The organism is Microbulbifer sp. MCCC 1A16149 (assembly GCF_050368945.1).
In the GTDB taxonomy this organism is placed as follows: domain Bacteria; phylum Pseudomonadota; class Gammaproteobacteria; order Pseudomonadales; family Cellvibrionaceae; genus Microbulbifer.
This window is the reverse complement of record NZ_CP185959.1, coordinates 4,435,793-4,449,744: the sequence shown is the minus strand read 5'-3', so window position 1 is coordinate 4,449,744 and position 13,952 is coordinate 4,435,793. Positions and strand designations below refer to the sequence as shown.

Below are 13,952 nucleotides of genomic sequence, written 5' to 3'. Positions count from 1 at the left end.
AACACATCGACAAGGAATCTCACGTGAGTGATGTACCCCTGATCCTGGAACCCGAACAACTGGCGCCACTGCTCGAACACGAGGAAATACGGGTCGTCGACCTGAGCAGCCCGCAGAACTACCTCGCAGGCCATATCCCCGGCGCCCTCGGACTGCCCTTCCAGGCCCTGATGGCCGGCACCCCACCCGCCGCCGGCAAACTGCCCTCGGTAGAACGCCTCACCGAAGTCTTCCGCGCCCTGGGCCTCACCCCGGAAACCCATATCGTCGCCTGTGACGACGAAGGCGGCGGCTGGGCCGGACGCCTGCTGTGGACCCTGGAAGTCATCGGCCACAAAAAATACAGCTACCTGAATGGTGGCATGCACGCCTGGAAAAATGCCGGCCTGCCGCTGTCCACAGAAAATGTCACCGTCACCCCCAGTGATATAGAAATCCAGATCGCCGACGACGCGCCGATACTCGACGCCGATCAGATCCAGCAACGCCTGAATCAGGGCAACCTGCAAATCTGGGACGCCCGCTCCCCCTCGGAGTACAGCGGCGAACGCTTGCTGGCAATGAAAGGCGGCCATATTCCCGGCGCGATCAATTGCGATTGGACACAACTGATGGACCCACAGCGGGACCTGCGTATTCGCACCGATGCCAGGGAATTTCTCGCCGCGCTTGGCATCGACGGCAGCAAAGAAATTGCCACCCACTGCCAGAGCCACCACCGCTCGGCATTTACCTGGCTGGTTGGCAAGTCTCTCGGATTTCCGATCAAGGCCTATCCTGGCTCTTGGAGTGAGTGGGGAAACTTGCCAGACACACCGGTTGAAAATTGATTCTGAGATATTCAGCACGCGAACAAAGCAAAACACTTTGACGCGAAGGACTGGCGGCGGGGATTTATTTTCGAAAGCGTCGGCGACATGGACGTCGCCGACGCAGCGTACAGGGATGTATTCACAGCGGTTTCGAAAATAAATCCCCGGTGCCAGGCCGCTACAAAAATCCGCCAGACCACTGCGAGAATCTGGCATCAAACCTCAATTAACGGGACCACAATACTTACATGCACCCGAAACTGTTTATCTTCCTGCAATACATCACTCCCCAGCACCTGCTCTCCCGCGCTGCTGGATGGTTGGCAGAAACCCGTATCGGCGGAATCAAAAACCCCTTCACCAAGTGGTTTGTAGAAAAATACAAAGTCGACATGAGCGAAGCCCTCGAAGAGGACTACACCGCTTACACCTGCTTCAACGACTTCTTCACCCGCGCCCTCAAAGACGGCGCCCGCCCCATCGTCGAAGGTGAAAGCACCATCGCCGGCTGTGCTGACGGCGCCATCAGCCAGCTGGGCGAAATTCACAACGGTCGTATTTTCCAGGCCAAAGGCCAGGACTATAGCCTGCTCGAACTGGTCGGTGGCGATCCCGAAGTCGCCGCACAATTTACCGGCGGCAATTTCGCCACGGTGTACCTGTCGCCAAAGGATTACCATCGTGTACACATGCCCCTCGACGGCGTACTGCAGCGCATGATCTACGTGCCCGGCGAACTCTTCTCCGTCAATAACACCACCGCAGAAAACGTACCCCGCCTGTTCGCCCGCAACGAACGCCTTGTGTGTATCTTCGACACCGCCGCCGGCCCCATGGCCATGATTCTCGTTGGCGCCATGATTGTCGCCGCGATCGAAACCGTCTGGGCCGGCCAGGTAGCACCGATCAAGCGTCAGATCCGCACCACCCGCTACGACGAACAAAAACCCATCGCGCTGAAAAAAGGCGAAGAAATGGGACGCTTCAAGCTCGGCTCAACCGTGGTACTGCTGTTCGGTGCTGACAAAGTGAAATGGGCAGAAGAACTCGCCGCGGAAACTCCGGTGAAAATGGGTGAGCATTTCGGAGACCTGATTTAATTTCTCCGCAACAACCTCATAGTCGTTTCGTAATAACAACGTCGAAGCGAAGACCCAGCTACCGGATACTTGTTTGCGAGACTGTCGAAAAGAGGGACCTTTTCGACAAGCCCCCATGGATGGGTTTACGGCGTGTCTCGCAAACAAGTATCCGGTAGCTGGGGCGCCACAAAACCCCGTACTCGCGTTCCACTTCAGCAGAAGCCATGCCCCCACCAGTACCAGATTTTATCCGCAGTAATCCCAAGCTCGCTTTTTTTGCCCTATTAGCCGTCGCTGCCTCCGGGTTTGGCCAGACCTTCTTTATCGCAATTTTCGGCGGCGCCCTGCGGCAGGAGTTTGAGCTGAGCAACAGCTGGTACGGTGCCAGTTACAGTGTTGCCACCCTACTGTCCGCATTTGTTTTGCTGGGCGCGGGCACTCTGGTAGATCGCTGGCCACTGAAACGGGTCGCCACCCTGGGCATACTTTTACTGAGCGCCGGCTGCCTGACCCTGGCCGCTGCACAAAGTGCCTGGATGCTATTGCCGGGATTTTTCCTGTTGCGGTTTGCCGGCCAGGGATTTATGACCCATATGGGGATGACCACCGCGGGACGCCATTTCACAGCCAATCGCGGCAAGGTGATCGCCCTGGCCGCGCTCGGATTCCCCATCGCCGAAGCCCTGTTGCCCACAGGTGGATCGCTGATGATCGAAAATAGCGGCTGGCGCAGCGTTTGGTGGCTGGCCGCCGGTGTGCTGATGCTGGCGGTGTTACCCACCCTGTTATGGCTCGCCGGCAATACCGGGGAAGACAATAGTCAAATTGAGAGCGCAGCTATCAGCGGCGAAAACGACTACACCCGCACCCAGGTACTGCGGGATCGCGGTTTTTATTGCCTGCTGCCAGCCGTGTTAATGACCCCGTTCGTGGTCACTGCCGTACTGTTTCACCAGGCCGCCATTGCCGACGAGCGGGGCTGGTCGATGAGCGTTCTCGCCGGCGCTTTCGGGGGCTATGCCGCCGGGCATCTGCTGGCCCTGTTTTTTGCCGGGGGGCTGGTGGACCGCTTCGGTGCACAGCGCAGCCTGCCACTGGCGCTGCTGCCGATGATTGTCGCGTTGCTGCTATTAGCCCTGCGCCAGGATTCCTGGGTGCCCTACGTTTATCTCGCGCTGATTGGCGTGGCCCAGGCCGGTACCGGCACCGCCGGCAGTGCTTTGTGGCCCGAGCGTTATGGCAGCACCCATCTCGGTGCGATCCGCTCCGTTTCCCAGGCGTGCATGGTTTTCTCAACGGCTGCGTCGCCACTGTTACTGGGTTTTCTGCTGGACCGGGGAATGGATGTACGCGGCGTGAGCTTATTGCTGGCAGCAATCATTCTCGGCGGCTGCCTGCTTGCGGTATTCGCACCCTGGACCGCAAAGCAGGAGCCACAGCAAGCTGCCAATTGAAAACGCGCTTCAATCGAGAAAAATAAAATAGAAGGAATTCGACACTGAGTCGGGAAATCAGCGGTTCGGAATAAAACGCGCGATAAATGCGGGCAGACGCTGCTCGAAGAGATACTGGTCGCGCACTTTCGCTACATCCACCTGCGGGTAGCGAACCGGATCCAGATCATGCAGGATGGTAATGAAACCGGCATCGCGCAGGGATTTCTTGCCCTTTTCCACCAGCGACTGCTTGCGGTCATCATCCGCCGCCATGTCGAACAGCTGCGGCTTTTCCAGCAGTTTTTTGTTGGCGTCGGTCACCAGCATCACTTTCGGCTTCAATCGGCGCTTGTGGCTCTGCTCCACCACCACCGCAAGCTCACCAGTGGAAAGTTCCACCTGAGTACCGGTGGGATACAGGCCTATGGACTGGATAAACTCCAGCACCAGCTGTTCCTGGAATGCGCAATCCCGCAGCGCATACAGCTGCGCCACCGCCCTGGACGGCGCCAGTGGAAACTCAGCCCCGCGCGGGTTGGTCGCTTCATCATAGAAGGTCACAATCCCACACATACGTGCCAGCACCGGAATCTGCCCACCGCGGAGCCCGCGCGGGTAGCCGCTGCCATCGTGCTGCTCTTTGTGGCAATGCACAATAGTCACAACCTGGGGATCGATATTTCCGTCGGCGGACAACAACTTCACGCTGTAATCCACGAACTTGCGGTATTCCAGCTCGTCGCGCGGATCGCGCTTTTCCGCCTTCAATACGGCATCGGAAAGATACAGCTTGCCAACATCCTTCAGCAGGGTGGCGATGCCCAGCTGCACCAGCTCCTGGCGACGCAAGCCAATGTGCCGCCCGAAAACCACAGCCCAGACACTGGCACGCACCGAGTGGCTGTAGGTGTGCTCATCTTTTTCCCGCACCCGCGCGAGCCAGGAATAAGCGTCGGGGCTGCGCAGCACACTGTCCACCATCTGAGTGACCGTCTGGCTGACCTGTGCCGTGGGCAGAGGCCGGTCCGACTTCACCTGCACCATGACCTCGTGCATCCCCTGAATGATTCGCTCATGGAGTTGCTTGGCTTTCGCCGCTTCCTTGCGCGCAGGCTCGGGGGGGGCGTAGCTGTCGTGCTTGACCTGTACCGGCTTGCAGTTGATGGCGACGGGTATACGGCGCGGGGCGCCGCGTACCTGAGCTTGTTTCTGGGCTGCGATCTGTTCGTTGGCTGCGCGGGTCAGCTTGCGTAACTTGACGCCCACGTCGCCAACGGTCTTGGCAACGTCAACATACACAAAGCGGCAGTATTTTTGCAGTTGGCGGATTTCTTCCAGATCGCGGATATAAAAGCCCTGCAGGGCGAAGGGAGTACGCGTCCACGGGCGATCCAGGCGAGACACAAACATGCCTCGCTGCAAGTCTTCAACGAATACTTTCGCCTGCTGGATTGCCACTTGATAGTTGCCGCGTATTTTTTTGTTTTGGGTAATGCTGGTGTCAGCCAGATAACGGCACAGCCGACACACTAAAACCCCGCTAGAAGCCAAAGCGGGGCGGATTGTCACACGATTCTACTCTCTAGTAGACACCGCTTTTGTGATGCATGTCACACTAAATCGGTCAGTAAGCGTTCACAGACCGCATTTCGGGTCACTGGTGATACTGCGGCGACAGCTCCACTACCGCATCAAACATCGCGCCGGCATGGGCTGGGTCGACTTTCGGGGTGATACCGTGACCGAGATTGAAGATATGGCCGCTGCCCTTACCGAAGCCCGCCAGCACGGCAGCGACTTCCTCGCGGATTCGCTGCGGGTTCGCCAACAGGATTGAGGGATCCAGATTGCCTTGCAGGGCAACCCGGTCGCCCACCCGCGCACGGGCCTGAGCAATATCGGTGGTCCAGTCCAGTCCCAGCGCGGTAGCACCGCTATCGGCCATGGCTTCGAGCCACTGGCCACCGCCCTTGGTAAACAGAATCACCGGCACCTGGCGGCCATCCTGCTCCTTGATCAGCCCGTCAACGATACGCGCCATATACTGCAGGGAAAACTCGCGATAGGCCGTGTGGCTCAAGGCCCCACCCCAGGTGTCAAAAATCTGCACCGTCTGCGCACCAGCGCGGATCTGGGCGTTTAGGTAATCGATCACGGAATCCGCCAGCACGGTCAGCAACTGGTGCATGTCTTCTGGACGGTTGTAGAGCATTTCCTTGGCGCGGGCAAAGTCGCGGCTGGAACCGCCTTCGATCATGTAGGTAGCCAGGGTCCAGGGACTGCCGGAGAAGCCGATCAGGGGCACGCGGCCATTGAGCTCGCGGCGGATAGTGGTCACCGCATCGGTCACGTAGCTGAGGTCTTTCGCGGTATTCACCACTTCGAGCGCCGCGATATCGGCACTGGTGCGTACGGGCTTTTTGAATTTGGGGCCTTCGCCCTCTTCAAAATACAGGCCGAGACCCATGGCATCGGGGATGGTGAGGATGTCGGAGAACAGGATGGCGGCATCCAGGGGATAGCGCTCCAGCGGCTGTAGGGTGACTTCGCAAGCCAGTTCGGTGTTGCGGCACAGGTCCATAAAGGTACCGGCCTTGGCGCGAGTAGCGCGGTACTCCGGCAGGTAGCGACCGGCCTGACGCATCATCCACATGGGTGTGCGGTCAACGGGCTGGCGCAGCAGGGCACGGAGGAATCGGTCGTTTTTAAGCGGGGCGAACTTGGTATCGGACATGGGCGCAACGGTTGGGTAAATGGGCGGCCATTGTACTCGTGAGGGGACTTTTAGGACAGATGTGGGGTCAATAGTGGATTTATCCGCCTGATTAAGGCTCGCTATTGTTGGAGGGTATTGGGGTACGCAGTTAGTTGAGCCAAGTGGCGGCTTTGGTACCGGGGAGAGCTTTGTGGGACCCGCCGTAAACCCATCCATGGGGGCTCGACTGCGGCCGTCCTGGCCGCAGACGGTCCCACAAAGCTATCCCCGGTATCAAAGCCTGTGCCTCAGAGTTCGGTTAATTCTGGAACCACAAGGTAAATTCCTCGAGGTACCGATAAAACACAGATCTCCGAATCGAAGGTGCTGCTGGCAAACCTTTATCGGTAGCAGCACCGCCACAGAACCCAACTATCGGGACCACAGAACCAAAATCAAACCTCGAGGAAGTCGAGAATCCCCTCAGCAGCCTGACGCCCTTCCCAGATAGCAGTAACAACTAGGTCGGAGCCGCGAACCATGTCACCACCGGCAAAGACTTTTTCGTTGCTAGTCTGGAACTTGTATTCCTGCTTCTCCGGCGCAACAACACCACCCCAGTCGGCAACTTTAATATTATGGTCACCGAACCACTCGGCGGGGCTCGGGCGGAAACCAAAGGCTACCAGCACGATATCCGCAGGAATAATTTCCTCGGAGCCGGGAACCACTTCCGGGCGACGACGGCCGTTTTCGTCCGGCTCACCCAGCTTGGTAGTCACCACCTTAACGCCTTCCACCTTGCCGTCCCCGACAATCTCAACCGGCTGGCGGTTGAACAGGAAGCGCACGCCCTCCTCCTTCGCATTCGCCACCTCACGGCGGGAACCGGGCATGTTTTCCTCGTCGCGACGGTAAGCACAGGTCACGCGCTTGGCGCCCTGGCGGATGGAAGTGCGGTTACAGTCCATCGCGGTGTCACCACCGCCAAGTACCACAACCCGCTTATCCTGCACGGAAATGAAATCTTCCGGTTTCTTCTCAAAGCCCAGATTGCGATTCACATTCGCCACAAGGAACGGCAGTGCATCGTACACGCCCGGCAGATCTTCGCCAGGGAAGCCGCCCTTCATGTAGTTGTAGGTACCCATCGCCAGGAACACCGCATCGTAATCGGCCATCAGCTGGTCGAAGGTGATGTCCTTGCCGATCTCGGTTTCCAGGCAGAACTCCACGCCCATCTCGGTGAAAATCGCACGACGCTGCTGCATCACGGATTTTTCCAGCTTGAATTCTGGGATACCGAAGGTCAGCAGGCCGCCAATTTCCGGGTACTTGTCAAAAACCACCGGCTGCACGCCGTTGCGCACCAGCACATCCGCACAGGCGAGGCCCGCGGGGCCCGCGCCGACTACCGCGACGCGCTTGTCGGTCTTTTTCACTGCACTCAGGTCCGGGCGCCAGCCCAGCGCGAATGCAGTGTCGGTAATGTACTTCTCCGCGTTGCCGATGGTGACCGCACCGAAACCGTCATTCAGGGTACAGGCCCCTTCACACAGGCGGTCCTGCGGACAAACGCGGCCACACACTTCCGGTAGGGAGTTGGTCTGGTGACTCAGCTCCGCCGCTTCCATGATGTTGCCTTCGCTGATCAGACGCAGCCAGTTCGGGATGTAGTTGTGTACCGGACACTTCCACTCACAGTAGGGGTTGCCGCAATCCAGGCAACGGTGTGCCTGGCTGGCTACCTGCTTCTCGGAGTAAGGCTGGTAGATCTCCACGAACTGATTGGTGCGCGTGATGATGTCTTTCTTGGCGGGGTCCACTCGGCCCACGTCGACAAACTGGAAATCGTTGTTGAGACGCTGTGACATAAGTAAATATCCCCCTTATTCGCCGCGCTTGCGTACATCGGACAGCAGTCCGGCGAGGCTGGCCGCCTTCGGCTTGACCAACCAGAATTTGTTGAGGTAATCGTCGAAGTTGTCGAGCAACTCCTCACCCCAGGCACTGCCAGTCTCGGCGACGAACTCTTCGATCACTTCGCGCAGGTGGCTCTGGTATTCCTCCAGACTCTCGCTGCTGATACGGCGCAGCTCGATCAACTCGTGGTTGCACTTGTCGAAGAAATCGCGATCCATATCCAGCACGTAGGCGAAACCACCGGTCATGCCGGCACCGAAGTTGACCCCGGTTTTACCCAGCACCGCGATCATGCCGCCGGTCATGTATTCACAGCAGTGATCGCCCGCACCTTCCACTACTGCGAAGGCACCGGAGTTGCGTACGCCGAAGCGCTCACCGGCACACCCGGATGCGAATAGCTTGCCGCCGGTGGCGCCGTACAGGCAGGTGTTGCCGACAATGCTGGTCTCTTCCGACTTGAAGCTGCTGCCCTGGGGCGGACGGATCACCAGCTTGCCGCCGGCCATGCCCTTGCCCACATAGTCATTGGCGTCGCCCTCCAGGTACATCTCCAGGCCGCCGGCATTCCAAACACCGAAGGACTGACCGGCAACACCGGTGAGGCGCAGCTTGATCGGCGCATCGACCATACCCTGATTGCCGTGGCGCTTGGCAATCTCACCGGACAGGCGCGCACCGATGGAGCGGTCGCAGTTGGTGAGCTTGAAGCTGAACTCGCCACCGGCCAGGTTTTCGATAGAGGGAAGGGTTTCTTCCACCATGCGCTCGGCCAGCAGACCCTTGTCCCACGGCTCGTTCCTCGCCTGCTGACAGGTCTGCGGCTTGGTGTCGAGCAGTGCATCAGTGTGCAGCAGCGGCGACAGGTCCAGGGTTTTCTGCTTGGCAGTGCGCCCTTCCAGAGTTTCCAGCAGGTCCACACGACCCACCAGCTCGTCCATGGTGCGCACGCCCAGGCTCGCCATCCACTCGCGGGTTTCCTCGGCCACGAACTTGAAGAAGTTCATCGCCATTTCCACGGTGCCGATGTAGTGATCGTCACGCAGATCCTTGTTCTGGGTAGCGACACCGGTAGCGCAATTGTTCAGGTGACAGATACGCAGGTACTTACAGCCCAGCGCCACCATCGGCGCGGTGCCGAAGCCGAAGCTCTCCGCCCCCAGCATGGCCGCCTTGACCACGTCGAGACCACTTTTTAGACCGCCGTCGGTCTGCACGCGCACATTGCCGCGCAGGTCGTTGGCGCGCAGGGTCTGGTGGGTTTCCGCCAGGCCCAGCTCCCAAGGGGAGCCGGCGTAGCGGATGGAGGTAATCGGGCTCGCCGCGGTACCGCCGTCGTAACCGGAGATGGTAATCAGGTCCGCATAGGCTTTTGCCACACCCGCGGCAATGGTGCCGACGCCAGGGCGAGATACCAGCTTCACCGAAACCAGCGCATCCGGGTTGACCTGCTTGAGGTCGTAAATCAGCTGCGCCAGGTCTTCAATCGAGTAAATATCGTGGTGCGGCGGCGGTGAGATCAGGGTCACGCCGGGCACGGAGTAGCGCAGGCGCGCGATCAGCTCGTTCACCTTGCCGCCAGGCAGCTGGCCACCCTCACCGGGCTTGGCGCCCTGGGCAACTTTGATCTGCAGCACTTCCGCATTGACCAGATAGTGCGGGGTAACACCGAAGCGACCGGAAGCGATCTGCTTGATCTTGGAGACCTTGTCGGTGCCGAAACGCACCGGGTCTTCACCGCCCTCACCACTGTTGGAGCGACCACCCAGGCGGTTCATGGCCTGAGCCAGTGCCTCGTGGGCTTCCGGCGACAGTGCACCGAGGGACATCGCAGCGGAGTCGAAGCGGCGCAGGATATTTTCCGCGGGCTCCACTTCGTCCAGCGGAATCGGCTGCACGTCTTTTTTCAGCCCCAGCAGGTCGCGCAGGGTGGCGACCGGGCGCTGGTTGATCAGGGTGGCATAGTCGCGCCAAGCGCCGTAGTCACCGGTGCGCACCGCTTCCTGCAGCGCCTTGACCACATCCGGGTTAAACGCGTGGTACTCCTCGCCGTAGACAAACTTGTGCAGGCCGCCGGGGGAAACTTTTTTGCGCGGTTTCCACGCCAGCTGTGCACGCGCACGCATGTCGTCTTCCAGTTCGGCAAAGCCGGCACCCACTACACGGGCGGGCGCTTCCGGGAAGCACAGGTCGATCACGTCCTGGGACAGGCCCACCAGTTCATACAGCAGTGCGCCGCGATAAGAGGCGATGGTGGAGATACCCATCTTCGACAGGATCTTCAGCAGGCCCTTGATGATGCCGTTGCGGTAGTTCTTCTGTGCAGTGGCGGCGTCCAGCAGCAGCTCACCGGTTTCGATCAGGTGGTTGATGATGCTGTAGGAGAAATACGGGTGCACCGCCGTAGCGCCCACGCCGATCAGACACGCCAGCTGGTGGGAATCACGCGCCGTGGCGGTGTCCACCACAATATTGGAATCACAGCGCAGGCCGTTGTGCACCAGGTGGTGATGCACGGCACCGGTGGCCATCAATGCGTCGATGGGCAGCTTGCCTTCTTCGATATCGCGATCGGAGAGCACCACGATCACGGTGCCGTCCTTGCGCACGGACTCGGCAACGTCGCTGCACAGTTTTTCGATCGCGCTCTTCAGGTCCAGCTGCGCCGGGTCGTAATTGAGGTCGAACACCTTGGCGGTGAACTCATCGCGCCCCAGATCCAGCAGCGCGGTGTACTTCATGTGTGAGAGTACCGGCGAGGACAGGATCACCCGGTCGGCGTGCTCGACGGTTTCTTCAAATACAGACTTCTCGCGTCCCAGGCAGGTTTCCAGGGACATTACGATGGTTTCCCGCAGCGGGTCGATGGGCGGGTTGGTCACCTGCGCAAACTGCTGGCGGAAATAGTCGTACAGACAGCGGTTGCCCTCGGACAACACCGCCATGGGTGTATCGTCGCCCATGGAGCCCACCGCTTCCTGACCGGCTTCGGCCAGCGGGCGGATCACCTGGTCGCGCTCTTCCAGAGAGGAACTGAACAGCTTCTGGTAGACCTTGAACTGGTCCATGGAGAAATTGTTGTCCACCGGCGCGGTTACCAGGGTGGAGCGGATACGGCGGGCCTTTTCCTTCATCCACTTCTTGTAGGGCTGGGTCTGCTTGAGCTCGTTGTCCACATCCGCGGTATGGCGCAGCTCGCCTTTCAGGGTATCCACAGACAAGATCTGGCCCGGACCCAGGCGCCCCTTGGCAACCACATCGGCCGGATCGTAGTGGTAAGTACCCACTTCCGACGCCACGGTAATGAAGTCGTCCTTGGTGATCACCCAGCGGGACGGACGCAGGCCGTTGCGGTCGAGGGTACACACCGCGTAGCGGCCGTCGGTCAGAACCAGGCCAGCGGGGCCGTCCCAGGGCTCCATATGCATGGAGTTGTATTCGTAAAACGCACGCAGGTCGGAATCCATGGTGTCGACGTTCTGCCACGCCGGCGGCACCAGCATGCGAATCGCACGGTGCATATTGATACCGCCCACGGTGAGCAGCTCGAGCATATTGTCGAGGCTCGAGGAGTCGGAGCCGACACGGTTTACCAGCGGCTGCAGGTCGGTCAATTCCGGCACCAGTTCAGTGACGAACTTGTTGGTGCGCGCCACAGACCAGTTGCGGTTACCGGTGATGGTGTTGATTTCGCCGTTGTGCGCCAACATGCGGAACGGCTGCGCCAGCGGCCAGCGCGGCATGGTGTTGGTGGAGAAGCGCTGGTGGAAAACACAGATCGCGGTTTCCAGGCTCGGATCAGCCAGATCCGGGAAAAACTTCGGCAGGTCCGCGGGCATCATCAGGCCCTTGTAGGACACCACGGCGGTGGAAAGGCTGGCAATATAGGTGCCCGCTCCCAGTTGCTGCTCGGCCTTGCGACGAGCCACATACAGACGCGCGTTGAATTGCGCCTGCTCGTAGGCTTCATCGGCATTGTTGATCAGCAGGTGTTCGAAGCGCGGCAGAGATTCGCGGGCAATCGGCCCCAGGCACTCTTCATTGGTTGGCACCACGCGCCAGCCGGCCACCTGCAGGCCTTGCTCCTGCAGCGCGCTCTCGAGAATTGCGCGCTCACCTGCCGCCTCGGCGTCGTCCAGCGGCAACATGATGGAGCCCACGGCATACAGGTCGCTCAGCTCGCTACCAAAAGCCTCTTTTGCCACGGTGCGCAGAAAGCGGTCCGGCTTCTGCAGCAGCAAGCCACAGCCGTCACCGGTTTTGCCATCGGCGGCAATACCGCCGCGGTGAGTCATGCAAGTCAGCGACTCAATCGCCGTTTGCAATAACTTGTGGCTAGTCTGCCCCTTCAGGTGGGCAATCAAACCAAATCCACAGTTATCTTTGAACTCATCCAATCGATACAGACCGCTACCCATAGAATTCCTCAAAGTTTTATCGCTACCCCTCCGGTTCCGACGGCCCACCGCGGATCTATTGCGGTGACAATCAGTTCACAGCCTGCAGGCTGCTACGGGGGTATATTTATCTACTTTCGAGCCAAAGGTGCCGCAGATTCCACTGAGATTTCAGTACCCCAATGACAAAAAAAGCCCGCGTTAGGGGCTTGGGTGTGTCTCGCTGTATGCGAGCCTGCGTTTGTTGTTATTAGCTCATTTCCCCGGCTTTCACCGAGGGGGCGCGCAATATTACTCGTGCCCCCCTGCAATTGCAAGATTCGTCAGTTTTTTTCGCTGTTGACAGCAGGTTTAACCGATTTATCTTCTTTTGATCGGCTTGTTCGCTAAAGAATCCTCACGCAACATCTATTCCAGTCATTCCATCACTTCGCACCACAGGCGCACAAAGCTTCTATCAGCAGATCCCGGGGGGTATCAGCGACAATCTGTGCGTCGCCGAGGGCCGCGAGCAGTACCAGGCGCAATTTGCCATCCTGCACCTTTTTATCCACCGACATTGCCTGCAAGTATTCGTCCACGGTCATATCTTCGGGGGATTGTTGCGGCAGGCTGGCCTTGCTTAGCAGCGCGCGCAACCGATCCACTTCCTGCTGCCCGATCCAGCCTCGCAGTCGCGACAACTCTGCCGCCATGACCATACCCGCAGCAACCGCCTCACCGTGCAACCAGTTGCCATAGCCCTGTACAGCCTCGATCGCGTGACCAAAGGTGTGCCCGAAATTGAGGATGGCGCGGCGCCCGGATTCGCGCTCATCCTCGGCCACAACTGCGGCCTTGTCCGCACAGCTGCGCTCCACCGCGTACGCCAGCGCCTGCGGATCCCGCGCCAGTAGCGCATCCATGTTCTGCTCCAGCCACTGGAAAAAGTCGGCGTCACAGATCATCCCGTACTTGATGACTTCGGCGATGCCGGCGGAGAGCTCGCGATCCGGTAGCGTGGTCAGCGTATCGATATCGATCAGCACCAGCTGCGGCTGATAAAAGGCCCCAATCATGTTTTTGCCAAGCGGGTGATTAACCCCGGTCTTGCCGCCAACGGAAGAATCCACCTGGGACAACAGCGTGGTAGGCACCTGTACAAAGTCCACGCCGCGCTGGTAACAGGCAGCAGCGAACCCGCTCATATCCCCAATCACACCGCCGCCGAGCGCAACAATTGTGGTGCTGCGATCGTGACGCGCCGTCAGCAGGGTATCGAAAATACGGTTGACGGTATCCAGTGTTTTGAAGGCTTCCCCGTCTGGCAACTGCACGGTGTCCACCTTGTCAAAGCCACTCAGGCTCTCAAGCAAGGTCTCCAGATACAGCGGCGCAATGGTCTCGTTGGTGACAACCAGTACCTGCCTGCCGCGTATGGATTTTTGCAAATAAGTGGACTGTTTAAGCAGGCCGCTACCGATCAGGATGGGGTAACTGCGGTCACCCAGGTCGACATGAAGGCTGTGCATGGCTACTCCCTTTAGCGCACATAGAACAGTTCTGAGATTGGAAAGGTGGGCACTCTAGCACAAGCAGCTAGGACACATAGGATAGCGCGACAGCAC

The 13,952-nt window shown here is 59.2% G+C and carries 8 protein-coding genes; 3 read left to right on the top strand and 5 right to left on the bottom strand.

Translation table 11 applies throughout. The features are described 5' to 3' along the window. Positions 1–23 precede the first annotated feature (23 nt). From ACONT6_RS18430 to ACONT6_RS18420, 3 genes are all read left to right on the top strand, one after another. Positions 24–830, top strand: coding sequence for a sulfurtransferase (locus tag ACONT6_RS18430; protein ID WP_428819825.1), 807 nt, complete (start codon positions 24–26; stop codon positions 828–830). Positions 831–1,060: 230 nt separating this feature from the next. Then, on the top strand, positions 1,061–1,912 hold the full coding sequence (asd, locus tag ACONT6_RS18425; protein WP_428819824.1) for an archaetidylserine decarboxylase: 852 nt from the start codon (positions 1,061–1,063) through the stop codon (positions 1,910–1,912). A gap of 206 nt (positions 1,913–2,118) precedes the next feature. Further along, positions 2,119–3,348: an MFS transporter gene (locus ACONT6_RS18420; RefSeq protein WP_428819823.1), complete on the top strand. Its 1,230-nt coding sequence runs from the start codon at positions 2,119–2,121 to the stop codon at positions 3,346–3,348. A gap of 57 nt (positions 3,349–3,405) precedes the next feature. Here the strand turns inward: ACONT6_RS18420 and ACONT6_RS18415 are convergent, their stop codons facing one another. The 5 genes from ACONT6_RS18415 to aroB form a co-directional block, all read right to left on the bottom strand. Continuing rightward, positions 3,406–4,788: an HD-GYP domain-containing protein gene (locus ACONT6_RS18415; RefSeq protein ID WP_428819822.1), complete on the bottom strand. Its 1,383-nt coding sequence runs from the start codon at positions 4,786–4,788 to the stop codon at positions 3,406–3,408. 196 nt (positions 4,789–4,984) lie between these two features. Next, on the bottom strand, positions 4,985–6,064 hold the full coding sequence (gene hemE / locus ACONT6_RS18410) for a uroporphyrinogen decarboxylase (RefSeq protein WP_428819821.1): 1,080 nt from the start codon (positions 6,062–6,064) through the stop codon (positions 4,985–4,987). 416 nt (positions 6,065–6,480) lie between these two features. Then, positions 6,481–7,899 (bottom strand): FAD-dependent oxidoreductase, encoded by a 1,419-nt coding sequence (locus ACONT6_RS18405; protein ID WP_428819820.1) that lies wholly within the window; start codon positions 7,897–7,899, stop codon positions 6,481–6,483. 15 nt (positions 7,900–7,914) lie between these two features. Then, on the bottom strand, positions 7,915–12,366 hold the full coding sequence (gene gltB, locus ACONT6_RS18400) for a glutamate synthase large subunit (protein ID WP_428819819.1): 4,452 nt from the start codon (positions 12,364–12,366) through the stop codon (positions 7,915–7,917). 404 nt (positions 12,367–12,770) lie between these two features. After that, entirely contained in the window at positions 12,771–13,856 is a 1,086-nt protein-coding gene (gene aroB, locus ACONT6_RS18395) for a 3-dehydroquinate synthase (protein ID WP_428819818.1), read from the bottom strand. Between the last annotated feature and the right edge of the window lie 96 nt (positions 13,857–13,952).

Excerpts from the sequence above, each read along its gene's own strand:
- asd (WP_428819824.1), top strand. The coding sequence starts at position 1,061 with ATGCACCCGAAACTGTTTATCTTCCTGCAATACATCACTCCCCAGCAC.
- ACONT6_RS18420 (WP_428819823.1), top strand. The coding sequence starts at position 2,119 with ATGCCCCCACCAGTACCAGATTTTATCCGCAGTAATCCCAAGCTCGCT.
- hemE (WP_428819821.1), bottom strand. The coding sequence starts at position 6,064 with ATGTCCGATACCAAGTTCGCCCCGCTTAAAAACGACCGATTCCTCCGT.
- ACONT6_RS18405 (WP_428819820.1), bottom strand. The coding sequence starts at position 7,899 with ATGTCACAGCGTCTCAACAACGATTTCCAGTTTGTCGACGTGGGCCGA.
- gltB (WP_428819819.1), bottom strand. The coding sequence starts at position 12,366 with ATGGGTAGCGGTCTGTATCGATTGGATGAGTTCAAAGATAACTGTGGA.
- aroB (WP_428819818.1), bottom strand. The coding sequence starts at position 13,856 with ATGCACAGCCTTCATGTCGACCTGGGTGACCGCAGTTACCCCATCCTG.